The organism is Phaeobacter sp. G2 (assembly GCA_025163595.1).
Classification (GTDB): Bacteria; Pseudomonadota; Alphaproteobacteria; order Rhodobacterales; family Rhodobacteraceae; genus Pseudophaeobacter.
The window spans coordinates 3,304,226-3,330,073 of sequence record CP104100.1; the positions used below are offsets into that span (position 1 = coordinate 3,304,226).

Genomic DNA, 25,848 nt, shown 5'->3' on the forward strand with positions numbered 1-25,848 from the left:
CAAACTTTGAGAATTCAAGTTGTCCGGCTTGGTTGTTTCATTGTGACCAATTCTTCCGACATGGTGGGGTGAACCGCAACCGTCCGATCGAAATCTTCCTTGGTTGCCCCCATTTTTATCGCAATACCGGCCAATTGGATCATCTCGCCAGCCCCCGGCGCCACGATGTGACAGCCCAGAACCTTGCGGTTTGCCTTGCTGACGATCAATTTCATCAGCACTTTCTGCGCCCGCCCGGCAAAGCTTTGCTGCATCGGCTTAAAGCTGGCGGAATAGACCTCGATTGGTTCCTGCGCCGCCGCCTCTTCCTCAGACAGACCCACAGTGCCCATTTCCGGCTGGGTAAAGATCGCCGTCGGGATCAGCTCGTGATCGGGGCTGGTGGGGTTGCCTTTGAACACTGTCTCGACAAAGGCCATACCTTCGCGGATCGCAACTGGTGTCAAATTGGCGCGGTCGGTGACATCGCCAATGGCATAGACCGACGGCACACCCGTCTGGCTGTATTCATCGACCAGGATTTCACCCTTTTTGCCCCGTGCAATGCCCAGCGCTTCAAGCCCCAGATTGTCGGCATTGGGGTGACGTCCAGTGGCATACATCACCTGATCAAACAGGGTCTCATTGCCCTTGGTATCGGTGACCCGGATCTTGTCGCCATCCTTGACCATGGACACCACATTGGTTTCCAGCTGCAAATCAATGCCGCTTTCGATCATGCCTGCGGCGACCACGTTGCGGGCCTCTTCGTCAAAGCCGCGCAGGATCTGGGTGCCGCGATAGAATTGCGTGGTCTTTACCCCAAGCCCATTCATAATGCCGGCAAACTCGGATGCGATATAGCCACCGCCCACGATCAGGATCGCCTCTGGAAGTTTTTCCAGATGGAACATCTCGTTCGAGGTGATCGCCAGATCCGAGCCGGGGAATTCCGGCACCGTAGGCCAGCCACCTGTGGCGATCAGGATATGTTTTGCGGTCTTTTGCGTGCCATCCGCCAGCGCCACCGTATGGGCGTCAACCAGGGTGGCGCGGCTGTCGTAATTGGTGACTGAGTTGTTTTTCAGGATGCCACGGTAGATGCCTTCCAGCCGGTCCAGTTCGGCGTGCAGCTTGGCCTTGAAGCTGTCCCAATCAAAGGCGCCGCCCTTGATATCCCAGCCATAGGCCTGCGCATCCCCCACCATGGCAGAATACTCAGAGGCAAAAACCATCAGCTTTTTGGGCACACAGCCGCGAATGACACAGGTGCCGCCATAGCGGTCTTCTTCGGCCAGGGCGACCTTGGCGCCTTCCTGTGCGGCCACACGCGCGGCGCGCACCCCGCCAGAGCCACCGCCAATAACAAAAAGATCGTAGTCAAAGCTCATCTTAGTTCTGCCTTTTAATCGGAGAGGTCGGAAAACAGATTGTCGGTTTCGACAAAATCCAGTTTTTCCCGCTCTACCGTGCCTTCGTTGATATCTCGCACTTCCACATTGCCATCCCCATAGCCGATGATGACGGTGTCACAGATATCAATGAACAAGCCGTTTTCAACCACGCCCGGGATCTGGTTGATCACCAGCGCCAGCTGCCGTGCGTTGCCAATCCGGTGCAGATGAAGGTCCAGGATATGGTTGCCCTCATCGGTCATAAAGGCCCGATCCCCATTCATCCGCAGGCTGGCAGACCGCCCCAAAACATCCATGGAAACAAGGGTTTCCTCGATCAAAGCCTGGCTCGTCTGCCAACCAAAGGGAATGACCTCTACCGGCAGGGGAAAGGCCCCGAGGTTTTCGACCTCTTTGCCTGCATCAGCGATCACCACCATTTGATCAGAGGCGGTGGCGACGATCTTTTCCTGCAACAAGGCGCCACCGCCGCCCTTGATCAGGTTGAGATCGCGGTCGAACTCATCAGCGCCGTCAATGGTCAGATCCAGCCATTTGGCCTCATCCAGCGAAGTCACAGGGATGCCAACCTCGCGGGCCAGCTCTGCGGTGCGGGTCGAGGTGGGCACAGCGGTGAACTTCAACCCCTCTTCGCGCACCATTTCCCCAAGGCAGCGCACCAGCCAGGCCGCGGTAGAGCCCGTGCCCAACCCAACCCGCATACCATCCTCAACCAAGCCCGCCGCGCGTTTGGCCGCGACGAATTTTGCCTTGTCGATAGGGGACAATTCTCCGGTCATTGGCTGGGCTCCGTGATTAGCTGTTTGCCAGCCTTATAGGCAAAGCCCCGCCCTTAGGCGAGCGGCAATTGGGCGCCTTTTCCGCCCGCAGCCCCTCCGCGCCGGTAAACATGTCGCTGAAAGGCGTGTTTCCTATTGGAAACGCCGGAATCGGGCGCTATTTGCATTTCAGCGAGATTTAGAAAGCTCCCATGACAGATCAGTACCGCCTCCATTACGCCCCTGACAACGCCTCGCTGGTGATCCGGCTGGTGCTTGAGGAGCTTGGCTTGCCCTACGAGACCTGTCTGGTGGATCGCCGGGCCGGTGCGCAGGAAAGCGCCGCATACCGGGCGATCAATCCCCATGGGCTGATCCCTGTTCTGGAAACCCCCGATGGGGCGATTTTTGAAACCGCCGCAATCCTGCTGTGGCTGGCGGATCGCCACGGCCAGCTTGCCCCCGCCCCCAACAGCCCAGAGCGCGGCGATTTTCTCAAATGGCTGTTCTTTGCCTCCAACACCCTGCATGCGGATCTCAGGATTTCGTTCTATCCAGAGAAATACATTGGCGCCGCGCCACAGGATCAGACGGTTCTGACCCGCAGTATCCAGCAGCGCCTTGCGGTGCATCTTCGCCATCTCGACGATTTGGCCGCCACCAAACCCAATTGGTTTGGCCATAAGGTGCCCTCGGTGCTGGATTATTATCTCGGCTGCATGATGCGCTGGATGGCGCTTTACCCAGCCCAAAGCGATCGCAGCTGGTATCGGTTGACAGACTACCCGCATCTGCGCCAGCTGTTGCAACAGCTGGAACGCCGCCCTGCCACCCAGACCGCGCAACAGGCCGAAGGGCTTGGCGCCACGCCCTTTAGTCAGCCAATTCTCGCCAATCCCCCAGAAGGATCTGCTACCTGATGTTCCTCTCCGTTTTTGACATGTTCAAAGTGGGCATTGGCCCCTCTTCTTCGCACACCATGGGCCCGATGGTCGCGGCAGCGCGGTTTCTCGACATGATGCGCGCCTCGCCCTTTGAATTCCACGGGCTGCGTGCCTCGCTGCATGGGTCGCTGGCCTTTACCGGTGTCGGCCATGCCACCGACCGCGCCACCATTCTGGGCCTTGGGGGCTTTGTGCCCGACACCTATGATGACGAAAAGGCCGAGACCTTTTTGGCAGAGCTGGCCAAGACCCATTCGCTGCAGCCCGAAGGCCTGCCACCACTGCATTTCAACCCCAAAGCCGATATGGTCTTTGACTATGACCACGCGCTGGAAGGCCACGCCAATGGCATGATCCTGATGGCCACGGACGCCCAGGGCGATGTGATTTTGCGGCAGGTGTTTTACTCTATCGGCGGTGGCTTTGTCGTCACCGAAGAAGAACTGGCCCAGGGCAAGGACACTGATGAGGGCGCTCCCGTTCCTTTCCCGTTCAAATCCGCCAATGAAATGCTGGCCATGGCCAAATCCAGCGGCAAAAGCATTGCCCAGATGAAGCGGGCCAATGAAGTGGCCCGTGGGTGCCCTGAAAGCCTGTCCAAGGGAACCGCACGCATCTGGCAGGTGATGAACGACTGCATCAATCGCGGGCTGGAGCGCGACGGCATCCTGCCCGGCGGTCTGTTTGTGCGCCGCCGCGCCAAGGGCATCCATGACAGCCTGATGGCGGAACGTGGCATGAACCAGAGCGCGCCCCATACCATCAACGACTGGATGAGCGTCTATGCCATGGCGGTGAATGAGGAAAACGCCGCCGGAGGTCAAGTTGTCACGGCCCCCACCAATGGCGCGGCCGGCACCCTGCCTGCGGTGATCCGCTACTACCTGGACCATGTGCCCGGTGCGTCAGACTCTCACATCGAAGATTTCCTGCTGACCGCCGCCGCCATTGCCGGCTTGGTCAAATTCAACGCCTCTATCTCTGGTGCCGAAGCTGGCTGCCAGGCCGAGGTTGGCTCGGCTGCGGCAATGTCGGCTGCTGGGCTGTGTGCGGTGATGGGCGGCACCCCCGAACAGGTGGAGAATGCCGCCGAAATCGCGCTGGAGCACCACCTTGGCATGACCTGCGATCCGGTCAAAGGCCTGGTGCAGGTGCCCTGCATCGAGCGCAACGGGCTGGCGGCAATCAAAGCGGTCTCGGCCGCCTCGCTGGCGCTGCGTGGTGACGGGCAGCATTTTGTGCCACTGGATGCCTGTATCGAGACCATGCGCCAGACCGGGGCCGATATGCACGAGAAATACAAAGAAACCTCGCTGGGCGGGCTGGCTGTCAACGTACCCAACTGCTGACCACGGTTTAATTTTCCGTTCTCAGGCAACCAGAACTTGCACCTTTCTGGCGCCGCCCCTAGCGTGGCGCCATGACACAAAACAACGCCCTAGATCGTCCTCTGCTCGGCATCTCATTGATGCTGGGGTTCTGCATTCTGATCCCGCTGGGGGACGCCATTGCCAAACTGCTGGCAGAAAGCGTGCCCGTTGGGCAGATCGTTTTTGTGCGCTTTGCTTCTCAGGCGCTGATTCTGCTGCCTGTCTCGCTGCTGCTGGGGCAAAGCCTGCGAATTTCGCGCCACCTGCTGCCGCCCGTGCTGCTGCGCACCGTGCTGCAGATGGCTGGGATTACCGCCATGTTCAACGCCCTGCGCTATCTGCCGCTGGCGGATGCGGTGGCAATTGCTTTTGTGATGCCCTTTATCATGTTGCTGCTGGGTAAATACGTGTTGGGCGAAGAGGTGGGCTTTCGCCGTCTTGCCGCCTGCGTTGTTGGCTTCATTGGCACGCTTTTGGTGATCCAGCCCAGCTTTGCCGTGGTGGGGCTCAATGCGCTCTGGCCCCTGGCCGTCGCGGTGATCTTTGCCCTGTTCATGCTGGTCACCCGCAAGATAGCCAAAGAGACCTCTCCGATTCCACTGCAGGCGATGTCCGGTATCATCGCTTCGGTGCTAATGCTGCCGCTGTTCTGGCTGGGCCATAGCTGGGAGATTGCCGTTCTTAGTCCCTCTCTGCCCTTACAGGACAGTTGGACCCTGCTGGCCATGGCCGGTGGGCTGGGCACCCTGGCCCATCTGTTGATGACCTGGAGCCTGCGCTATGCGCCCGCTTCGACGCTGGCCTCGATGCAGTATCTGGAAATTCCCATTGCCACCATTGTGGGCTGGCTGGTCTTTAACGAGCTGCCCAACACCCTGGCCAGTCTTGGCATTGGCCTCACTGTGGCGGCAGGGCTGTATGCGATCCTACGCGAGCACAGCGTCGCAAAAGGCGCCGCCCTGGCCAAATCGCCGCCGCCAGTTACCTAAGCGCCCGTTACATAAGTGCCCGTTACATAAGCGCCTGTATAAGCGCGGGCAAATGATGACGTGGCACCAACCCCAACAGCCCCGGCCCATCAACTGTGAGCGTCACCGGGCCTAGTGCCCGGTTTGAGGTGCCGATCTGCCCACCCGGGCGCATCACCAACCCCTCAAGCGGCCACTCCAACCCGACAGACTCTGCGCGCACTTCGCGCAAGGGAAACAGGGATACGGTCTCCCCCGCCTGCAGCGGCAGCGCGATCCGGGCAGGCAGGTGGAAAATCACCTCCTGCGCCCCCAACAGGATGCAGGGCGGGCCAATGTCCCGTACCAGAGCATTGAGAACCGCAAGTTGATGATCGACCCTGCCACCCAGAAACCCAACTGCCAGAACCAAAGGCGCGCGGATTGCCCGCAGGGCTTTTTCAAAGTCCGTGCTGTCCTGCTCGGTCACCCGACACAGCCGATCTGGCGGAATCTGTGCCAAAACCTGCGGTGAAATTGAATCAAAATCTCCGATCACAGCACTTGGCAGGTGATTCAAAGCCAGCGCGTGATCGGCGCCCCCGTCCGCAGCGACTAAAAAATTGGTTAATGAAAGCGCCCAATTCAGGTCGCCTTCCCCCAGATCACCGCCACCAACCAGAGTCACTGGTCCCATTTCGTCTACAATAAGCTCGTTCATGCCGAGATTAATCGCAGATATAGAAACCAGCCACAATCTAAACACAAAATGATACGATCAATTGCACGGATTCGAGCAGAATTTGACGAGCTAGCCCATATTGTAAATGACAATTACTTTGGCGAGGACGAGCAAACCGATGGTACACAACAACAAAGTTCTGACGGTTTCCTATGGAACCTTCTCCTGCACCTTGGAAGGGTTCGAGGATTCCTTTGGCACGATGAAGGCCATTGCCGAGTATTTCCGTGATCTGGCATCCGATGACCGCTACTTTGGTGCCGAGCCACCGCAGCCAGACGCAGAGATGCTGGCCCGCATCGCTCAGCGCGAAGTGGCGCGTCAGGTTGAAGCCCGCACCAGCAGCGATGGCATCCACCTGCGCACGACAACCCCAGAAGCGGCCCCATCGCAGCCCACGATAGCCCCCCAAACCGCCGAGCCCGCAGCAGAGCCTGAGCAAGCACCTGCGGCAGAGCCAGATCGTCCGGCACGTCTGGCGCAGGACACCATTGATGTCGCCCCCAGCGAAGTTGACCTGTTTGAAGAAGACGACACCCAGTCCGAGGCCCCCAGCGAAGCTAATACCGCTGCCGAAGCCAATGCTGTTATCTTGGCAGATGCCCCTGCTCAAGCAGCCCCCGCAGAACAGTCCCAAACAGGCAGCATCGTGGAAAGCCCGGCTGCCTCAGTTGATCTGGCCACCATTGCGGCCATTTCCGCCGCCGTTTCCGATTCGCCAGCCTCCGAAGCTGCGACCATGGATGACAACACCGCAGAAGAGGTGGCGGAAAAGGTCCATTTCTTTGACGAAGATCTGGCCGCAGAGCCCGTGACCTCCGCGCCGCGCAGTGACACCGTTCCAGCCGCTGACAGCATCGCGGCCAAGCTCCTGCGCATTCGCTCCGTGGTGGCCAAAGCCCCGGAAGAGGAATTCTCTGAGGACGAGCACGCCGAGACCTTTATCGAAACAGCCCGGGCGGAAATGGCGCAGGTTGAAGACGAAGACCTGGAAGATATCGACGCCGAAAGCGATGAAATTTCGCGGGTTCTGGATCGTATTGATCTGACCGGCAAGCGCGCCGACGCGGCGTCTGCGGCACAGGAAGCAGAGGCCACATCGGAGCCGCAAACACCGGCCCCCTCCAGCGAGGCACTGATCAATTCCGTCTTGCAGGAGGCCGCCCCTGATCCAGTGGCGGACCCCACCGCTGCTGCCCAGCCAGATGCCCAGCCCGTCACTCAGGCAGACACCCAGGCCGACTCTCAGGTAGACACTCAGGCAGACTCTCGGGCGGCACAAGAGCCCCCTGCCCGCCCCAAACGCGGCATGCGCCTGGGCCGCCTCACAGCCTCCGAAGATTTGGCGCTCAACACTGCGAGCGACACTTCGGCCATAGACACAACTGCCGCGCCAAGCCCTGCTGAAGACGCTGCAGCAGAGCCTGCACCAACCGCGGCCCCGACTGCGCCCGAGATCGCACCCCAGACCGCAAAACCGCTGCGCGCCCGCATCGTCAAGGTAAAGCGCGCCGATCTGGAACAAGCCATGAGCTCCGGCAACCTGGAAGAGGTTGTCGAAACACCAACAGACGAAACGCCAGACAGCACGCCCTCTGCAGAAAGCTCACTGGACGCCGATGAAGAGGCGGATCTGATGCGCGAACTGGCAGAGGTTGAAGCTGAGCTGCTTGCCAGTAATCAGGACAGCGCGCAGATCTCTGAGGTACAGGCAGAAACAGATGCCCCTTCGCCAAAAAGCGCGCCCGAACAGGCCGCTGATTCTGCATCTGCCCGCGAAGTAACCAGCAGAGCCAACCCGCAGACCACTCAGCCCGCAGATAGCGATGTCACCCGCCTGATGGAGGCCGCAGAAAGCAAGCTCGGCGACCCCGACAATGCAACCTCGCGGGAAACCTACAGCCATCTGCGCGCCGCTGTCGCCGCCGCCGAGGCAGATCGCTCGGCCAGCCCGACCGGCGCCAAAACGGATGAGGCCGAACCCTATCGTGAGGATCTCGCCAGTGTGGTTCGCCCGCGTCGCCCGGAAGCGGGAGAGGCCACACGGTCGCGCAGCACGGGTAGCCGCACAGGCAGCCGCCCCGCGCCGCTAAAACTGGTGGCCGAACAGCGCATTGAACCGGAGGTAAAAACCTCGGCCAAACCGGTGCGGCCACGGCGCATTTCCATGGCTGCTGACGATACGCCCTCGGCGCAGGCCGAAGCCTTTGGCAGCTTTACCGACTATGTTCAGGATCTCGGCGCCACCGAGCTACACGAGATGCTGGAAGCGGCCGCCTCCTACCTCAGCTTTGTCGAAGGACGCGATAAATTCTCGCGCCCCCAGCTGATGAACAAGGTGCGCAGCGTCGGACATGGCGACTTCAATCGCGAGAACGGTCTGCGTTCCATTGGCCAATTACTGCGGGAGGGCAAGATCGAGCGCTCCGACAATGGTCAGTTCACCGCCACTGACGATATTGGCTTTCGCCCCCGCAAACGCGCCGCAGGCTAACCGCAGGCAGGTATGATCCGCTTGTAGGGGCAAGCCGAGACAGCTGCCAGACATAGAAAAGGCCCGACCGGAGTGATTTCCGGTCGGGCCTTCTTTTAGCTAAATGCCTGCGCTACTGATCTTCGGCCTCTGGGTCTTCCTTACCAACGCCGCGAAAGACGAACTTGAAAGGCAGCACCCAAAGCACCCCCAACACCGCGTAGATCAACAGCTCCAACAGGATTGGTGGCCGTTCAAACAGGCTCACCACGTTGACCGCAGCGATGATATAAAGCGGCATGCCAACCAGCAGGATGATCAACGCCCAGCGACGACGCGCCTTGTAGCTGAGCCCCGGCTTATCCGACATCAGTCAGCAAAGGGGTCGGTCACCAGAATGGTGTCGTCCCGCTCCGGGCTGGTAGAGAGCAATGCCACCGGGCATTCAATCAGCTCTTCCACACGTTTTACATATTTGATGGCATTGGCAGGCAGATCGTTCCAGCTGCGCGCGCCCTCAGTGGATTCAGACCAGCCGGGCATTTCCTCGTAGATCGGGGTGCAGCGCGCCTGCTGATCAGCAGCGGTGGGCAGATAGTCCAGACGGGTGCCGTCCAGATCATAGGCGACACAGATCTTCAGGGTTTCAAACCCATCCAGCACGTCCAGTTTGGTCAGCGAGATGCCAGTGATGCCCGAGGTGGCACAGGTCTGGCGCACCAGACAGGCATCAAACCAGCCACAGCGACGCTGACGGCCCGTGGTGGTGCCAAATTCATGGCCGCGGGTTCCCAGACGGTCCCCATCGGTGTCAGGTTTGCCATCGGCATTCAGCAGCTCGGTCGGGAACGGGCCTTCGCCCACGCGGGTGGTATAGGCTTTGACGATCCCCAGCACATAATCAATCGAGCCCGGACCGATGCCGACACCGGTGGCGGCCTGACCTGCAATCACATTTGACGAGGTGACAAAGGGATAGGTGCCAAAATCAATGTCCAGCAACGCGCCCTGGGCGCCTTCAAACAGGATCCGTTTGCCTGCTTTGCGCTTTTCATTCAGCACTTTCCACACTGGGGCGGCAAATTTAAGGATCGCGGGCGCAACCGCGCGCAGCTGGGCAATCAGCGCATCGCGGTCAACCGGCTCAAAACCCAGACCTTTGCGCAGCGGATCATGGTGCTGCAGGGCGCGGTCAACGCGGGCCTCAAGTGTGGCCTCATCGGCCAGATCGGCAACCCGGATGGCACGGCGGCCAACCTTGTCTTCATAGGCGGGGCCGATACCACGCCCGGTGGTGCCGATTTTGGTACCCTTGGAAGCGGCCTCTTCGCGGGCGCGGTCCAGCTCACCATGGATCGGCAGAATCAACGGCGTGTTCTCGGCGATCATCAGGGTTTCGGGGCTGATATCCACGCCCTGCGCCTGCACGGTTTCGATCTCTTTCAGCAGGTGCCATGGGTCCAGAACCACACCATTGCCGATCACGCTCAGCTTGCCACCACGGACAACCCCCGAGGGCAGCGCGTGCAGCTTGTAAACTTTGCTGTCAATGACCAGCGTATGGCCGGCATTGTGACCGCCCTGAAAACGCGCAATCACATCGGCGCGTTCGCTGAGCCAGTCAACGATCTTGCCTTTTCCTTCATCGCCCCATTGGGCGCCGACTACCACGACATTGGCCATCTCAGGTCCTTTGTATGCTGGTTAGAATGTATGCTGGTGGAAACCAGAGCCCCGTATAGCGATGCCGCGTCCGCGAGGAAACCGTTAAATCGACGCAGACCCGTTACATTCGAGCAAGACCCATGATGCAAGGGCCAGGATCAACGCGGCAGATGCACAGGTTCGCCGTGCGGCGTGCTCAGATAGGCCTCTTCCCAGTCGCGCCGCACCAAAGCAACCTCTTGCGGACTGGCATTGCCAGCCTCTGCAAGAATCGCCTCCAGCGTTTCCAGCCAAGCGTTGAAATAGTCGGCGCCACCATCCAGTTCCCGGCTCAGCCCATTGCGGCGCAGGGTTGCAGAAAACTGCGCAACCCATTCCGCCCAGCTAAACCGCCCCGCCTCATTCAATGAAACCGTGAGCGCAAAGACCTGCGCATGCCAGGGTTCTAGAAAGACCGGCTCGGGCGCCGAGTGGCTGATGCAATCGCTCATATCTGCGCCCCCGGCTCCAGCGGTTGCAGATAGCTTTGCCACAGATCCAGCACCACCTCATCATGGGGGTGTTCCGGATGCGCCCAAAGCTCTGACGCAGGGAAGGCCACCGCATAAAGCGGCTCTGGTGCTTCACCCAGCCCATGGGCATTGCTGTCCGGCAATACATGGGTGCCGTGTTGGCGCAGAATCTGACCACAGGCGCCGGCTGCATAGTCTGGCAGGCGGGTGTGACCACCATCCACCAGGGCGCTGCCACCGGGATGGCGGGTTTTCACCCGCTCACCGGGCGCAAAAATCGGCGCGATAGCGCTGGGGCGATTGGCGGGGCCGCCCTTGGCCAGAACCGCCGCCACGGCCTCCGCCCTGAGCGCCGCTGAGGCCAGCGCATGCAACCCCTCCCCGCTGTGACCTTGCAGATCTTCACGGGTCAGCACCCCGGTCTCAACCAGCAGATCCGCCAGCGCCGAGATCCATTTCTCATAATAGGAGAATCGGGTGTAATCCTTGGGCGACAGGCGTTCCCGGGCATGGCGCGAGACATCAATGTTCCATTTTCCCAAGGCGCCGCAGGCCAGGGTGACGGCGAGAGCGCGGGCGTGCCAGTCTGTTGCAAAGATCGGCGCATCCGGGGCGTCCGGCACCACGGCGCCATCGCCGAATCGCCCGCCCATATCGTGCAGGCGGCTCATGTAAGATCGCCGCCGTTTAAATCACCGCCTTTTAGATCACCGGCGCCTCTGGGCGCAGTGGCCAGCGCGGTGCCAATCATCGAATCGCGGGACACCAGCGCGGCAAGCGCGTCTTCATCCAGCCCCTCGCTGCCAGCCGGGCGCATGGGCAGCACCAGATAGCGGACCTCTGCGGTGGAATCCCAGACCCGCACCGCGGTCTCGCTGGGCAGGGTCACGCCAAAATCAGCCAGCACCTTACGGGGTTCACGCACGGCGCGGGCACGATAGGCATCGGATTTATACCACCCCGGCGGGATGCCCAACAGCGGCCACGGGTAACAGCTGCACAGTGTACAGACGACCATATTATGCCGCTCAGGCCTGTTCTCGACGACCACCATATGTTCGCCCTGGCGCCCATAATAGCCAAGCTCGGCCAGAACCGGATCTGCATCTGCAAGCAGTGCTGCCTTGAACGCCGGGTCGCTCCAGGCGCGGGCAACAACGCGGGCGCCGTTTTGTGGGCCGATCTTGTTTTGATAGGTATCGATGATTTCATCCAGCGCAGCCGGATCAATCAGCCCCTTGCGGGTAAGAATCGTTTCCAGTGCTTTGACCCGCAAAGCAGGGTCAGAAGGCAGAACGGCGTGCGGGTGGTCAGAATGATCATGAGGCATGAGCGCAGCCTGCCCCAGCGCCCGCGCCCGCGTCCAGTCACTTTTCTTCTGTTTCCCCACAGTTTTACCGGGCTTGTTCCCCCTCCGCTCCCGCTCTGAACCAACAATCGAAACTGAGCCCTTGCCCCTGTCGGCATTCTTGCCTATTTACCGCCCGATAGTTTAGCCAACAGCCGCAGGAACCTATGGAAAACGTTGTTCTCATCATCCATCTTCTCTTGGCTCTTGGCCTAATTGCCGTGGTGCTGTTGCAGCGCTCCGAAGGCGGGGGCCTGGGTATGGGCAGCGGCGGCGGTGGCGGGGCCATGTCTGGCCGCTCTGCAGCGACCGCTCTGGGCAAAGTGACCTGGATCCTCGCGATCTGCTTTATCTGCACCTCGATCACCCTGACCGTACTGGCCGCGCAGAAATCCGCTGGATCTTCGGTTGCCGATGGCATCGTGCCTGCCGCGACTGAAACAGGTGATGCGCCGGAAGCACCAATCGCGCCGCTGGGCAGCGATCTGTTGCCGCCAGCCGAAGGTGACAATGCGCCGCTGGTTCCCAGCGCCGACTAACACCTACAAGACCTAGAATTCTGAGAGAGAACCGTAACAGCATCTTGCGGTTCTCTTGCGCATGTCGCGCGAATCCTTTATATGTGTAGCCCCGTGGTGCAGCGGTTTTTCACAACCGCCGGGCAGCTATTTTCTGACTTCTCACGGGGGCAGCCGAACACTCATGGCGCGTTTCATCTTTATCACTGGTGGTGTGGTTTCATCGCTTGGCAAGGGCTTGGCGTCCGCCGCTCTTGGGGCTCTTTTGCAGGCGCGTGGCTATTCCGTCCGCCTGCGCAAACTGGACCCCTATCTTAACGTCGACCCCGGCACCATGAGCCCCTTCGAACATGGCGAAGTCTTTGTTACCGATGACGGTGCCGAGACCGATCTGGATCTGGGCCATTACGAACGCTTTACCGGCGTACCTGCGCGCAAGACCGACTCGATCTCGTCCGGGCGCGTCTACACCAATGTGCTGGAGAAGGAGCGTCGCGGCGACTACCTGGGCAAAACCATTCAGGTGATCCCGCATGTGACCAATGAAATCAAAGACTTCATCTCGATTGGCGAAGATGAGGTTGATTTTATGCTCTGCGAAATCGGCGGCACCGTTGGCGACATCGAAGGCCTGCCTTTCTTTGAAGCCATTCGCCAGTTCAGCCAGGATAAGCCGCGCGGCCAGTGCCTGTTCATGCACCTCACCCTGCTGCCCTATATCAAGGCCAGCGGCGAGCTGAAGACCAAGCCAACCCAGCACTCGGTCAAGGAGCTGCGCTCCATCGGTCTGGCGCCGGATCTGCTGGTCTGCCGCTCTGAGGGGCCGATCCCGAAGAAAGAGCGCGAAAAGCTGGCGCTGTTCTGCAACGTACGCCCGGATGCGGTGATTGCAGCCCAGGATCTGAAATCCATCTACGAGGCCCCCCTGGCCTATCACCGCGAAGGTATGGATCAGGCGGTTCTGGATGCCTTTGGCATTTCCCCGGCGCCAAAACCAAACCTGGCCCGTTGGGAAGATGTGGCAGATCGTATCTACAACCCTGAAGGCGAAGTTCGGGTTGCCATCGTTGGCAAATACACCCAGCTGGAAGATGCCTATAAATCCATCGCCGAGGCGCTGACCCATGGCGGCATGTCCAACCGGGTGAAGGTCAAGATCGAATGGGTCGATGCCGAGCTATTTGACCGCGAGGACGCCACCCCGCACCTGCAGGGCTTTCATGCGATTCTGGTGCCTGGCGGCTTTGGCGAACGCGGCACCGAGGGCAAGATCAAAGCCGCGCAATACGCCCGCGAGCACAAAGTACCCTATCTGGGCATTTGCCTTGGCATGCAGATGGCGGTCATCGAGGCCGCCCGCAATGTCGCCGGCATCGCCGAGGCCGGATCGGAAGAATTCGACCACGAGGCAGGCAAAAAGCGGTTTGAACCCGTTGTCTATCACCTGAAAGAATGGGTGCAGGGCAATCACAAGGTTCAGCGCAAGGCCGATGACGACAAGGGCGGCACCATGCGTCTGGGCGCCTATGACGCCACCCTGACCGAGGGCTCCCATGTGGCCAGCGTCTATGGCAGCACCCATATCGAGGAACGCCATCGCCACCGCTATGAGGTCGACACCAAATACAAAGAACAGCTGGAAGCATGCGGTTTGAATTTCTCTGGCATGTCACCTGATGGCCGCCTGCCGGAAATCGTGGAATGGAGCGATCACCCTTGGTTCATTGGCGTTCAGTTCCACCCCGAGCTGAAATCCAAACCCTTTGCCCCACATCCGCTGTTTGACGGCTTTGTGCGCGCCGCAAAAGAAGCCTCGCGCCTAGTCTGATCCGCGCGCAGACAGTGTGCTGACAGTGTGACATTAAAAACGGGCCCTCTATTGAGGCCCGTTTTTGCATTCTGTCAGGCGATTGGCCGCGGCTTTGCCCTGATGAGCATAAAACCCCAACCGTTAGCGCAAGCGCATGCAGCCACAACTTGTTTCTTGTGACAGGCACGCTATAGACAGGGCCAGATTAGAAACGATTTTTCGCGGAGAGACCGGATCATGGCGCAAGAGATTAACCAGGAACAGTTTGACCGTATCGCCAATGGCGGCGGCTTTATTGCAGCACTGGATCAATCCGGCGGTTCAACCCCAAAGGCGCTTGGCCTCTATGGCGTCACCGAAGACGCCTATTCCAACGACGAAGAAATGTTTGGCGAGATCCAGAAGATGCGCGCCCGTATCATCTGCTCTCCCGATTTCAGCTCGGGCAAGATCCTGGGCGCGATCCTGTTTGAAAAAACCATGGATAACGCCATCGACGGCACCCCTGTGCCCACCTACCTGTGGGAAAAATGCGGCGTTGTGCCTTTCCTCAAGGTCGACAAAGGCCTGGCAGATGAAGCCGACGGTGTGCAGATGATGAAACCAATGCCCGACCTTGACGCGCTGCTGTCGCGCGCCGTGGAAAAAGGCATTTTTGGCACCAAGATGCGCTCGGTTGTCAAAGAGGCCAACCCGCAGGGCATCAAGACTGTAGTGGCGCAGCAGTTCGAAGTCGGTAAGCAGATCGCAGCCGCAGGCCTGGTGCCAATCATCGAACCAGAGGTCGACATCAACTCCCCCACCAAAGGCGAGGCCGAAATCTTCCTCAAGGCAGAGATCAAAGACCAGCTCGACGCCCTGCCCGAGGGCACCAAGGTCTCGCTGAAGCTGACCATCCCCAATGAGGCCGGTCTGTATGATTCGCTGGCGGATCACCCTGCCGTGGTACGCGTTGTGGCCCTGTCCGGTGGCTACAGCACCGATGACGCCTGCGAAAAACTGTCCAAGAACAGCAAAATGATCGCCTCTTTCAGCCGCGCGCTGACCGAAGGGCTGAATGTCGCCATGTCCGACGAAGAATACAACGCGGCATTGGGATCCAACATCGAAAAGATCTACCAATCCTCGCTGTAAGCAGTGCAGCGCAGGCTACTGCACGACTGGCCCACAGGTTTCAGGTCGCCCCATCGGGGCGGCCTTTTTTTTATCCTCTTTTCCCTGTGCCACCAGGGATCACCCCATCAAGCGGTAACGCAGTGCAAGGCCACTCAACACTGGCCGCGTGGCGTGGCCTAGAAAAAGACACCAGAAAATTATGATCCGGTCTCATCCTCAGAACGCGCAAAAATCTCTGTTAGCCAATCCTCGAACAGCTGCACTTCGGGCCTAAGCGGCCCACGTGCCGGTCGGCGGATCAGGTAGTGGGATTGCTGAAACGGCATTTCAGGACCGGCAATGGCAATCCCCATGCCCCGCGCGATAGACAACCTGGCAAAGCGGACCAGTACTGTTGCATGGCCCCCGCCCCCCGCCACCAATTGCAGGGCAGAAACCGTCGTATCCACGGAAAAACGCGCGTGTTCATTGGCATAGGGCAGCTTATGAGCCGCAAAATAGCGGGCCCAGTGGTCCTCGTAGCCCAGAATATGGATCAGCGGCCCCTGCAGCAGCTCTGCCACAGAACCTGGTCGGGCGGCGCCGGCGGCGCAGACTGGTACAATGCATTCCTGCGACAGCTGCAGGGCGCTGCCGTCTTCCCAATTGCCATGGCCCAAGCGAATTTCCACATCGGCGTCGACATCATCGCGCGGTTCTGGCTCGGTCCAGATGTTCGACACCAGCCGAATGTTAATCTCCGGATGGCGTGTGGCAAAATCCGGCAACAGATGCGCCAACCATAGCGCTGCGGTGGAGACCGGCACCCGCACTGTCAAGGTCCGCGCCGTCTCAGCCCCAAACAACCGCGTGGTAGAAAGCGAGATATCCCCCAGCGCCCGGCGGACCGTCAGCGCATAGGCCTGTCCTATTTCGGTCAACTCCAGCCTGCGTGCCTGGCGGTAAAACAGCTTGCTGCCCAGCCGCGCCTCCAACGAGCGGATATGCAGGCTGACGGCAGTTTGGGTCAGCCCCAGCTCCTGCCCGGTTTCAGTAAAGTTCAACAGCCGCGCTGCCGCCTCGAATGTGCGCAGCCAGGTCAAATTGGAAAGGCGTTCATCCATTTATCACCAAATTTAATTGGGTATTTTGGCTCACAAATATCATTTCCCTTTGCCTGCGTCGCCGGATTTCTTTGTCGTCAGCAATATGCGCGATCGGGCGCGACACGGATCAGGGAGAGTAGAATGAAAGTTGGATTTATTGGCCTGGGTAATGTGGGGGCCAAGCTCTCGGGCTCCTTGCTGCGCAATGGTATTGACCTCACGGTGCATGATCTGAACCCCGATCTGGTAGCGCAGTTTGTGGCCTGTGGCGCCAAGGCCGGGACCAGCCCCGCGCAACTGATGCGCGATTGTGATGCCGTGATCACCTGCCTGCCCGCGCCTGCGGCATCGGATGCGGTGATGAAGGAAATGCTGCCCGAGGTGAGCGCTGGCAAGATCTGGATGGAGATGTCCACCACCGACGAAGCCGAGGTCAAACGCTTGGGCACCATGGTTATTGCAGCGGGTGGCGCGGCGGTGGATTGCCCGGTTTCTGGCGGCTGCCACCGCGCGGATACCGGCAATATCGCCATCTTTGCCGGTTGTGAGCGCGCCACATTCGAGCGCATCCTGCCCCTGCTGACCACCATGGGGCGGCGCATCCTGCACACGGGGGAGCTCGGCTCTGCCTCGGTGTTGAAGGTGCTGACCAACTATCTGGCCACGGTACATCTGGTGGCCAATGCCGAGGCCCTGGTGACGGCAAAGGCCGCCGGCATGGATCTCAACACCGCCTATGAGGCGATCAAGATCAGTTCAGGCAATTCGTTTAGTCATGTCACCGAAAGCCAGGTCATTTTGAACGGCAGCCGCGATATTTCCTTTACCATGGATCTGGTGAAAAAGGACGTGGGCCTGTTTCAGGAGATCGCCGAGCGCAACAATGTGCCCCTGGAGATCAGCCCGATGATCGTGCAGATTTTTGAGGATGGCATTGCCAAATACGGCGCGCGCGAACTTTCGCCCAATATCATTCGCCGCCTCGAAGACGCCACAGGCCTGTCCATCCTGGCCCCTGGCTTCCCGTCGGAAATGACCGATGACGAACCCGAAGAGCCTGGCTATGAGGTGATCCCCCAGGGCAAATAAGGCGCAGGATAACGCATGCGCTGAACCTGAGGCTGATTCGGTAGAGGAAAAGGCGGCGGCGTCAGGGGGTTGACGCCGCCGCTTTCGTCTTCATCCCTTTCGGGGAAGGGAGAGACGTCAAAACAGTCTGGGAGGGAGGACTGTTAAAACTCATATAGGTCGACCCGGAGCTATTTAAAGACCGGAGCGCGTTTTTGCATTTGCGCGGCGATCACTTCCATTTGTTCGGGTTTGCCGATCAACTTGACCTGTTCGGCACTCTCGCGCAGCAGCACTTCGGCTTGCGAGGCACCGGATTCCGCATATTCAATCATCCGTTTGGCGGCGCGCATGGCGGTTGGTCCCTTGCCCGCGATTTCTGTCGCCAGGGCCTGGGCGGCAGCCAGGGGATCGTCTGAGATGGAGGTCACCATCCCCCAGTCCGCAGCCTGCTGCGCAGAGATCGGCGTCGCCGTATAGGTCAGCTGGCGCAGCACATCAGAGCGCACCAATTTGGGCAACAGCGCCATGCCGCCCATATCGGGGATGAGCCCCCATTTCATTTCCATCACTGCCAGTTTGGTGTCGGGGGCGGCAATGCGGATATCGGCGCCCAGCGCCAGTTGCAAACCGCCGCCATAGGTGGCCCCCTGCAGGGCTGCAATCACCGGGATTTCCAGGCGGCGCCAGATCATCGATACCGCCTGCATCTCATTGGCATCGTGGTGGCTGCGCTCCATCAGCCAGGTCTCTGGATCAGACTGGCCCATCGACATGAAACTCATCAGGTCCAGCCCGGCGCAAAAGCTCTTGCCCTCGCCCGACAGCACCACCGCCCGCGCGTCCGAGTCCGCCACCTGCGCACCAGCGGCCAGGATGCCCTTGACCATGGCATCATCCAAGGCATTCATCTTGTCACCCCGCGTCAGCGTGACATGGGCAATATGATCTTTGATCTCTACGGAAACCCGCGCCATTGTGGCACCTCCAGACTATTTCATTTGCGCCAGACTGCCCCGATTGCTGCCTGTGATCCAGCCTAACGCCGGGGCAAAGCAGCCCCGGCGCCAGTCAGCTTGGCATCCCATCACGCCCTTATTACTGCATGGCAGGTAGATCACCGACCGCCCCGCGCCCAAAGCCACGTCCGTCCAGTGACATCACGTAAAACTGTTCCCCCACCTCCAGGGCGCTGGTGGTGACGCCCAACCGTCCTGTAGGATCCTGCAGGTTGCGCAGGATATTGCCGCTTTCGTCAAATTGGATAACCATGCCCCGATGCACCGGAGCCGGGCGCACCAGATCTCCCAGCCGCCAGATGACCTTGCGCAGGAAGGGATAGGGCATCAGCTTTTCCGAGGGCAGGCGCGGGCTGGCGAAGGCCAGCCAAAAGGTTCCGTCTCCCTGGCGTTCCAGATTGTCGGGATAACCAGGCAGATTGCCCAGAAACAGCTCCTGCTCGCCAGCCTTGTCACCGGTCAGCCAAAGCTTATGCACCCGCGCCCGCCCGGTTTCATTGATCAGGAGAAAATCCTCCTCCTGGGACAGGGCGACCCCATTGGTATATACAAAGCCGCTGGCGATTTTCTCTACCCTGCCATCGGGCAGACGGCGGGCAACATAGCCACTGTCGGATTGCTCCCAGATTGTCATCACCGAGGTCGGTTTGGTCCCGCCGAGTGTTTCCGGGTCAAAGCGATCCGACGAGTTGGAAAAATAGATCGTCCCATCGCGCGCGATATCCAATTGATTGGCATAGATAAGCGGCGCGCCCTCTACCTCTGTCACCAGGGTTTCCAGGCTGCCCGGTCCGGTCCAGCGCAGAATGCCGCGATAGCTGTCGGCAATATAGAGCGCCCCATCCGGCCCCGCTTTGAGCCCCAGCGGACGCCCCCCGAGATCCTCAACCACCTGCGGGGCAGCACCGTCGATTCGGTACAGTTTGCCCGCCAGATCAGTGGTATAGACCTTGCCATCCGGCATAACCGCCAGGTCTTCGGGACCAACGGCCCCGTCTGGCAGCACAATCAGCTCCAGCGCCGCCATGGCGTCATTGGTTTCAAATTCACCGGTCAACGCAGGGGGCTGCAAAGGCCGATAGACCTGGGGGGTCAAGGGAACCGGCCAAAAAGCCAAATAGCCCAGGCCCAGGCCCAGCCCCAAGGCGAGCACCGCCAGCAAAGTCTTTCGCATTAAATATCTCCTTAAATTTGCGCCAGTCTGCTCTGGGTTGAAGCAACACGCAAGCCTTGCCGCAGGATGGCAATTTGCGCTATCTGCGCTGCATGAAAACGCCTCGCTATACCCCGCTTGCCCTGTCGCTGCCCTCCACCGTGCCTTTTGTCGGCCCCGAAACCCAGGAGCGCAGCCGTGGCAAAGCCTTTGCTGCCCGGCTTGGCGCCAATGAAAACATCTTTGGCCCCTCGCCACTGGCAATCAACGCCATGCAACAGGCCGCTGAAGAGATTTGGAAATATGGCGATGCCCAAAGCCATGATCTGGTCCAGGCGCTGGCCGCCCATCACGGTATTCCAGCGCAAAACATCCTAGTTGGCGAAGGTATCGACGGGTTGTTGGGCTATCTGGTGCGGCTGCTGATTGGCCCCGGTGATGCGGTTGTCACCTCGCAAGGCGCCTACCCCACCTTCAACTACCATGTGGCCGGCTTTGGCGGCGCCCTGCATATGGTGCCCTATCGGGACGATCACGAAGACATCCAGGCGCTGTTTGCCAAGGCGGCCGACGTGGATGCAAAACTGGTCTATCTCTCCAATCCCGACAACCCCATGGGCAGCTGGCACCGGGGGCAGGACATTGTCGCAGCATTGGCGGATCTGCCTGAGGGCGCTTTGCTTTTGCTGGACGAAGCCTATGTGGAATGTGCGCCTGAAGGTACCGCAGCACCGGTCGATATCAACGACCCCCGTGTTATCCGCATGCGCACCTTCTCCAAGGCCTATGGCATGGCCGGCGCCCGCGTGGGCTATGCGCTGGCGCAGGCAGATCTGATCCTTGCCTTCAACAAGGTGCGCAACCACTTTGGCATGAACCGCACGGCCCAGGCCGGGGCGCTGGCCGCCCTGCAGGATCAAAATTGGCTGACCCATGTTCAAGGTGAAATTGCCACCGCCCGTAACCATATCACCGAGATTGCTGCGGAAAACGGCCTCACCGCCCTGCCCTCGGCCACCAATTTTGTGGCGGTAGACTGTGGCAAGGACGGGGATTTTGCCAAAGCCGTGCTGGATTCTCTTCTGGCGCAGGATGTCTTTGTGCGCATGCCCTTTGCGGCGCCGCAAAATCGCTGCATCCGGGTCAGCTGTGGCCCCGACGAAGACCTGGCGCTGTTTGCCGCTGCTCTGCCCGTTGCGCTCGCAGCGGCCCGCTCTGCCTGCGCTGCGGATATTGCCTCCTAGAGTTACGTCCAGCCGGTCACACAGGCAATTGCCTAGAAAGCCGACCCAATCGGGTAGCCCAATCAGACCAGCTGCAAAAATCGCGGTGGTTTTACCGGACTTTCATCCCTGGCGCGCTAGGTTCTAGGGGGAGACCCTCAGGAGGCCACGCCATGGACTATAATCAGGACAACAGAAATCCGCCGCAAACGGGCTCTGCCCAGGCGCCGGAACCGATTGATCTCTTTGCCGCCGCACTCTCCTTTATCGGCTTAAACCTGATGTGGGTATTCTTTGCCGGTTGGATGTTGTTTGGCATGGTGCCAGTGCTGATGTTTGCACTGTTTCTCAATCACCTCATTGACCGCCTCGAAGACCACCTGCAGCACCCCGACACCTGACGACCTGCAACCCGGTGCCCGCCAAGCAACGCCCAGGCGCAACCCGCGCGCCTGCTGTTCCCCCGGCTCAGGAGCCTGAGGGACACTGCACCGCAGGTGTGGCCCCGGGGAGCCAGACCATGAGGTCTGCCCACCGAGTTCTAGCCAGTGGTCAGGCACTGGCGCAAACGCCATAGGCGCCGCTTAGCCCTGCGCGCCCGCTGCCAAGGCCTGCGCCGCCGCGCTCAAGCCGCCAGCCCCATGGGGGATCTCCAGCGCCTGCATCCCGGTCTCGATGCCGCCCAGCAGCCCCATGATCATCTGACCGTTTACATGCCCCATATGGCCAAGGCGGAAATAGCCGTGCCACGCAGGGCTGCCCGCGGGCGCCAAGCCCAGGCCAATCCCCAGCGTTAGCCCCAGGTTCTGCTCCAACCACGCGCGCAGTTCGCTGGCGCGCGGCGCAGGCAGCTGCAACGCCGTGACCGCATGCGAACGCAACGCAGGATCCGTTACATTCATCCGCAGCCCCTGCTCGGGCGCATCAATTTGTCCCCAGGTCTCACAGGCGGCCCAGATTGCCTGGGCCAGGGTGGCATGTCGGGCCCAGACCTGCTGCAGACCTTCGCCGTGGATCAGGTCCAAAGCGGCGCGCAGCCCGTACAGGTGATGTGTCGGGGCGGTGCCGCCAAAATACTGGTAGAACTCCTGCGGGGTGGCCCGTGGGGTCCAATCCCAATAGCGGCTGATCCTTGGCAGACCGGCGCGGGCCTCGGCCGCCTTGTCGTTGAAAAACACAAAGCTCACCCCCGCCGGGGTCATCAGCCCCTTCTGACAGGCCGCAACCATGACATCGACGCCCCAGGCATCCATTTCAAAACGGTCACAGCCCAAGGAGGCGATGCAATCCGTCATCAGCAAGGCCGGGTGCCCCGCCGCATCCATCACCGCGCGCAGGGCCGCGATGTCATTGCGAATGGAGCTGGAGGTATCCACATGCACCCCCAGAACCGCCTTGATGTCATGCGCCCTATCCGCAGTCAGCCGCTCCGCCACCTGGGTTAGATCCCAGGCCGCAGCCGTACCAAAGTCAAGCACTTCAACCTCGATCCCCAGGGCCTCGGCCATTTCTGACCAGCCGATGGCAAAGCGCCCCGAGGCCGGCACCAGCACCCGGTCCCCGGGCTGCAGGGTATTCATCAGCGCCGCTTCCCAGGCGCCATGGCCATTGGCGATATAGATCGCCACAAAATGAGCGGTGCCAGCCAAGGCCTTGAGATCCGGCACTAGACTGTCGGTGAGGGTCACAAGTTCGCCTGCATAAATATTGGGCGAAGGCCGATGCATTGCCTGCAGCACCGGGTCCGGGATCACGGAGGGGCCCGGAATGGCCAAATAGGGCCGACCGCCCGATGGGTTTGAGGTTGCACGCATCTGTATTGTCCCAAATAGGATCGGCCCCGCCTCCTGCGGCCCCCGACCAGGTGAATTTCGGGCTAACCCTAGCCTGCACTTTGGCGAGGTCAATTGCGGAAATCCCCTGTCCGCAGCCCGGCAATTGCTTTCAGCGCCGGGGGTGGGAGCGCCAAGAGGAGCAGCACAACGCTTGCACCCCGGCCATGAGCTGCTTAAATGGCCCAATCAAGTCACGAGAAGGCGCCAGATGACACCTCAGTTTCGACGCTCTCCAGCCGGGCAATCCCATTATGAGCAATGAACACACCTCCTCCCGCGAGCTGTTGGGCTGGCTTTGGCGCGGCTATCTGCGTCAGTACATGGGGCTCTTGGGCATCGCGGTTGTCTTTATGCTGGTTGAAGGCGCCACAATGGGCGCGCTTGGCTACATGATGCAGCCGATGTTCGATCTGGTCTTTGTCGCCGGCAATACCAATGCGCTGTTCTGGGTCAGCCTGGCCTTTCTGGCCATCTTCTCTTTACGTGGTATTTCCAGCGTCACCCAGAAGGTGCTGCTCAGCAAGGTTTCGCAGACCTCTGCTGCGGGTCTGCGTAAGGACATGCTGGCGCGCCTAATCCGCCAGGATCCCTCCTTTCACCAGTCCCATGCCCCCGGATTGCTGTTGCAGCGGGTGCAAAGCGATGTCAGCGCGATCAATGCGGTCTGGCAGGCGATGATCACCGGTGCGGGCCGCGATCTGGTGGCCTTGGTCGCGGTGCTGAGTGTCGCCGTCAGCATTGATTGGCGCTGGACCGCCATTTTGCTCATTGGCGTTCCAGGGCTGTTGCTGCCGATCTCCCTGTTGCAGAAATATGTCCGCCGCAGGGCCTCGGAGGCGCGCGACCTTGGCGCTACCCTGGCCACCCGGCTGGATGAGATCTTTCATGGCATCGTGCCGATCAAGCTCAACAATCTCGAAGAGTATCAACTCAAGCGGTTCTCCGATCACACCGACAATTTTGTCAAAGCCGAGGTGAAATCCGCCTTTGGCACCTCGGCGATCTCCGGCATGACCGATATTATGGCCGGTGTCGGCTTTATGGCGGTGCTGCTCTATGGCGGCTCTGAAATCATTGCCGGCGAAAAGTCCGTTGGCCAATTCATGAGCTTCTTCACCTCAATTGGTCTTTCCTTTGAGCCCATGCGCCGTCTGGCCAATATCTCCGGCATCTGGCAGGCCGCCGCCGCCGCCCTGGAACGGATCAAGGCGCTGATGGATGCGCCAATCCTGCTCACCTCCCCCGACAGCCCCAAACCCGCCCCCCAAGGCCTGCCTGGCATTCACCTGAAAGATGTCACGCTGAATTATGGCGAGGCGGAAATCCTGCGCGCGCTGACACTTGACGCCGAAGCGGGCAAGACCACCGCCCTGGTGGGCGCCTCCGGGGCTGGTAAATCCACCATTTTCAACCTGTTGACCCGCATGGTCGATCCTCAGCACGGCACCGTGCAGATCAATGACACCAGCGTTGCCGATCTGGCCACCAAGGATCTGCGCGGCATGTTTTCCGTGGTCACCCAAGAAGGCCTGCTGTTTGACGAAACCCTGCGTGAAAACATCGTTCTGGGCCGTACCGATGTCAGCGATGAAGACCTGAAAAAAGCGCTGGAAGACTCCCATGTGGCGGATTTTCTGGAAAAGCTGCCTGATGGGTTGGAGACCCTCGTGGGTCCGCGCGGCTCAGCGCTTTCTGGTGGGCAACGCCAGCGGGTGGTGATTGCCCGCGCCCTGTTGCGCGATACGCCGGTACTGTTGCTGGACGAAGCCACCTCGGCGCTGGATGCACAGTCCGAAAAGGTGGTGCAACAGGCGCTGGACAGCCTCGCAGGTGGGCGCACCACCCTGGTGATCGCCCATCGCCTGTCCACCGTGCGCAACGCCGACAAGATCATCGTGATGGAGCGGGGTCAGGTGGCCGATCAGGGCACCCACCAGGAGTTGATCGAACGCGGTGGCATCTATGCCGATCTCTACCGGTTGCAGTTTCAGGATGGCAAAACCCTGCTCGACCCAAAAGGCATGGCCGCGCAGCAGCCTACAGCCCGGGCACAGGAGCAAACGGTGCCAAATGGCTGGATCCGGCGCTTGATGACGCGGATCCTGGGCTGACCCCCGGCCGCCCTTCCCGGCGCGGCGCTATTCCGAGCAGTGGCTATTTTTGATAGTCGCGCGCCAGTTTGTCGGGTTCAGCCCCCAGGAAATAGCGCAACAGGGTCCAGAGATTGCCCGCACCGCGGCGCAGCCAGCCGTCCCGTTGATAGCGCGCGGCGCTGGTCAAGGCGGTGATCGGTAGCGCCGTCAGGCCGGTGAGGCGGCGCACCAGGGCCACATCCTCCATCAAGGGCTGATCAGGGTATTCTCCGGCCGACACATAGACCGCACGCGGGATCAGCAGCCCCTGATCGCCATAGGGCAGCCCAAAAACCCGCGCCCGAAAGTTTGCCCAGCCTGCCACCCATGCGGGCCAGGCTCCTTTGGTGCGAAATTTCAGTTGGAAGTAGCCAGGCTGTCCCACGTCTCCCGCGCCCGCCTGCAGATGTGCCGCCACCGCTGCAGCCCAGCCCGGGGCCAGTTGCGTATCCGCATGCAGCACCAGCAACCACTCCCCACGGGCAGCAGCACAGCCCCGGCGCAGCTGACCACCGCGCGATGCAGCGCCGCTGACCAGCTCCGCCCCGGCCTCTTCTGCCAGTTGCAGTGTTGCATCGCCAGAGCCGCCATCGCTGATCACCAGCTCCCGGATCAGCCCCTCCGCCAGCCCCTCCATCAAGGCTTCCAGGCAGCGCGGCAGCTCGGCAGCCGCATTCAGGGTGGGTATCACGACAGTAATCGGCGCGGGCATGGTGTTTTCCTGGTTCAACTCAGA

The 25,848-nt window shown here is 60.4% G+C and carries 24 protein-coding genes; 11 read left to right on the top strand and 13 right to left on the bottom strand.

From position 1 onward, the window contains the following. Positions 1–14 precede the first annotated feature (14 nt). Together gor and rpiA are read right to left on the bottom strand one after the other, a co-directional pair. Positions 15–1,370, bottom strand: coding sequence for a glutathione-disulfide reductase (gor, locus tag N1037_15740; GenBank protein ID UWS78709.1), 1,356 nt, complete (start codon positions 1,368–1,370; stop codon positions 15–17). Positions 1,371–1,384: 14 nt separating this feature from the next. Further along, a complete protein-coding gene (rpiA, locus tag N1037_15745) occupies positions 1,385–2,173 on the bottom strand; it encodes a ribose-5-phosphate isomerase RpiA (protein UWS78710.1) in 789 nt (262 codons plus the stop codon). 191 nt (positions 2,174–2,364) lie between these two features. On the opposite strand from rpiA, the gene N1037_15750 reads away from it, so the two are divergent. From N1037_15750 to N1037_15760, 3 genes are all read left to right on the top strand, one after another. Then, positions 2,365–3,072, top strand: coding sequence for a glutathione S-transferase family protein (locus N1037_15750; GenBank protein ID UWS78711.1), 708 nt, complete (start codon positions 2,365–2,367; stop codon positions 3,070–3,072). Continuing rightward, positions 3,072–4,445, top strand: a complete 1,374-nt coding sequence (locus N1037_15755) for an L-serine ammonia-lyase (protein UWS78712.1) — start codon at positions 3,072–3,074, stop codon at positions 4,443–4,445. The genes N1037_15750 and N1037_15755 overlap by 1 nt, the downstream gene beginning before the upstream one ends. 71 nt (positions 4,446–4,516) lie before the next feature. Next, positions 4,517–5,455 carry a DMT family transporter gene (locus N1037_15760; GenBank protein UWS78713.1) on the top strand — a complete coding sequence of 313 codons (939 nt, stop codon included), beginning with the start codon at positions 4,517–4,519 and terminating at the stop codon, positions 5,453–5,455. Between the two features lie 22 nt (positions 5,456–5,477). On the opposite strand, the gene N1037_15765 is transcribed toward N1037_15760, so the two are convergent. Beyond that, positions 5,478–6,134, bottom strand: coding sequence for a thiamine diphosphokinase (locus tag N1037_15765; protein ID UWS78714.1), 657 nt, complete (start codon positions 6,132–6,134; stop codon positions 5,478–5,480). Between the two features lie 139 nt (positions 6,135–6,273). On the opposite strand from N1037_15765, the gene N1037_15770 reads away from it, so the two are divergent. After that, the gene (locus N1037_15770) at positions 6,274–8,649 is read left to right on the top strand and encodes a chemotaxis protein CheA (protein UWS78715.1); all 2,376 of its coding nucleotides are present in this window, start codon (positions 6,274–6,276) and stop codon (positions 8,647–8,649) included. A 112-nt stretch (positions 8,650–8,761) separates the two neighbouring features. On the opposite strand, the gene N1037_15775 is transcribed toward N1037_15770, so the two are convergent. The 5 genes from N1037_15775 to nthA all read right to left on the bottom strand — a co-directional run bounded on the left by N1037_15775 (position 8,762) and on the right by nthA (position 12,135). Continuing rightward, positions 8,762–8,998, bottom strand: coding sequence for a DUF2842 domain-containing protein (locus N1037_15775; protein ID UWS78716.1), 237 nt, complete (start codon positions 8,996–8,998; stop codon positions 8,762–8,764). Further along, positions 8,998–10,311 (bottom strand): adenylosuccinate synthase, encoded by a 1,314-nt coding sequence (locus tag N1037_15780; protein ID UWS78717.1) that lies wholly within the window; start codon positions 10,309–10,311, stop codon positions 8,998–9,000. Before N1037_15780 ends, N1037_15775 begins: the two co-directional genes overlap by 1 nt. Before the next feature lie 140 nt (positions 10,312–10,451). Further along, positions 10,452–10,784, bottom strand: a complete 333-nt coding sequence (locus N1037_15785) for a nitrile hydratase accessory protein (GenBank protein UWS78718.1) — start codon at positions 10,782–10,784, stop codon at positions 10,452–10,454. Beyond that, complete coding sequence (gene nthB, locus N1037_15790) at positions 10,781–11,476, bottom strand: nitrile hydratase subunit beta (protein UWS78719.1); 696 nt, start codon at positions 11,474–11,476, stop codon at positions 10,781–10,783. The genes N1037_15785 and nthB overlap by 4 nt, the downstream gene beginning before the upstream one ends. Then, the gene (nthA, locus tag N1037_15795) at positions 11,473–12,135 is read right to left on the bottom strand and encodes a nitrile hydratase subunit alpha (GenBank protein UWS78720.1); all 663 of its coding nucleotides are present in this window, start codon (positions 12,133–12,135) and stop codon (positions 11,473–11,475) included. The genes nthB and nthA overlap by 4 nt, the downstream gene beginning before the upstream one ends. A gap of 185 nt (positions 12,136–12,320) precedes the next feature. On the opposite strand from nthA, the gene secG reads away from it, so the two are divergent. The 3 genes from secG to N1037_15810 all read left to right on the top strand — a co-directional run bounded on the left by secG (position 12,321) and on the right by N1037_15810 (position 15,615). Then, entirely contained in the window at positions 12,321–12,692 is a 372-nt protein-coding gene (gene secG / locus N1037_15800; GenBank protein UWS78721.1) for a preprotein translocase subunit SecG, read from the top strand. A gap of 163 nt (positions 12,693–12,855) precedes the next feature. Then, positions 12,856–14,499: a CTP synthase gene (locus N1037_15805; GenBank protein ID UWS78722.1), complete on the top strand. Its 1,644-nt coding sequence runs from the start codon at positions 12,856–12,858 to the stop codon at positions 14,497–14,499. Between the two features lie 219 nt (positions 14,500–14,718). Further along, positions 14,719–15,615, top strand: coding sequence for a fructose bisphosphate aldolase (locus N1037_15810; protein UWS78723.1), 897 nt, complete (start codon positions 14,719–14,721; stop codon positions 15,613–15,615). Between the two features lie 179 nt (positions 15,616–15,794). Here N1037_15810 and N1037_15815 read toward each other — a convergent pair whose 3' ends face one another. Beyond that, on the bottom strand, positions 15,795–16,700 hold the full coding sequence (locus tag N1037_15815; protein ID UWS78724.1) for a LysR substrate-binding domain-containing protein: 906 nt from the start codon (positions 16,698–16,700) through the stop codon (positions 15,795–15,797). A 123-nt stretch (positions 16,701–16,823) separates the two neighbouring features. Between N1037_15815 and N1037_15820 the strand changes: the two genes are divergently transcribed. Continuing rightward, positions 16,824–17,771 carry an NAD(P)-dependent oxidoreductase gene (locus tag N1037_15820; protein UWS78725.1) on the top strand — a complete coding sequence of 316 codons (948 nt, stop codon included), beginning with the start codon at positions 16,824–16,826 and terminating at the stop codon, positions 17,769–17,771. 170 nt (positions 17,772–17,941) lie between these two features. Here N1037_15820 and N1037_15825 read toward each other — a convergent pair whose 3' ends face one another. After that, entirely contained in the window at positions 17,942–18,727 is a 786-nt protein-coding gene (locus tag N1037_15825; GenBank protein UWS78726.1) for a crotonase/enoyl-CoA hydratase family protein, read from the bottom strand. Positions 18,728–18,848: 121 nt separating this feature from the next. Continuing rightward, complete coding sequence (locus N1037_15830; GenBank protein UWS78727.1) at positions 18,849–19,943, bottom strand: SMP-30/gluconolactonase/LRE family protein; 1,095 nt, start codon at positions 19,941–19,943, stop codon at positions 18,849–18,851. Between the two features lie 92 nt (positions 19,944–20,035). Here N1037_15830 and N1037_15835 point away from each other — a divergent pair, with 92 nt between their 5' ends. After that, the gene (locus N1037_15835) at positions 20,036–21,166 is read left to right on the top strand and encodes a pyridoxal phosphate-dependent aminotransferase (GenBank protein ID UWS81374.1); all 1,131 of its coding nucleotides are present in this window, start codon (positions 20,036–20,038) and stop codon (positions 21,164–21,166) included. A gap of 152 nt (positions 21,167–21,318) precedes the next feature. Beyond that, on the top strand, positions 21,319–21,546 hold the full coding sequence (locus N1037_15840; protein UWS78728.1) for a histidinol phosphate aminotransferase: 228 nt from the start codon (positions 21,319–21,321) through the stop codon (positions 21,544–21,546). Between the two features lie 183 nt (positions 21,547–21,729). On the opposite strand, the gene N1037_15845 is transcribed toward N1037_15840, so the two are convergent. Beyond that, positions 21,730–22,959: an aminotransferase class V-fold PLP-dependent enzyme gene (locus tag N1037_15845; protein UWS78729.1), complete on the bottom strand. Its 1,230-nt coding sequence runs from the start codon at positions 22,957–22,959 to the stop codon at positions 21,730–21,732. A gap of 272 nt (positions 22,960–23,231) precedes the next feature. On the opposite strand from N1037_15845, the gene N1037_15850 reads away from it, so the two are divergent. After that, positions 23,232–25,091: an ABC transporter ATP-binding protein/permease gene (locus tag N1037_15850; GenBank protein UWS78730.1), complete on the top strand. Its 1,860-nt coding sequence runs from the start codon at positions 23,232–23,234 to the stop codon at positions 25,089–25,091. A 43-nt stretch (positions 25,092–25,134) separates the two neighbouring features. On the opposite strand, the gene N1037_15855 is transcribed toward N1037_15850, so the two are convergent. Continuing rightward, positions 25,135–25,824, bottom strand: coding sequence for a TIGR04283 family arsenosugar biosynthesis glycosyltransferase (locus N1037_15855; protein ID UWS81375.1), 690 nt, complete (start codon positions 25,822–25,824; stop codon positions 25,135–25,137). Positions 25,825–25,848 lie beyond the last annotated feature (24 nt).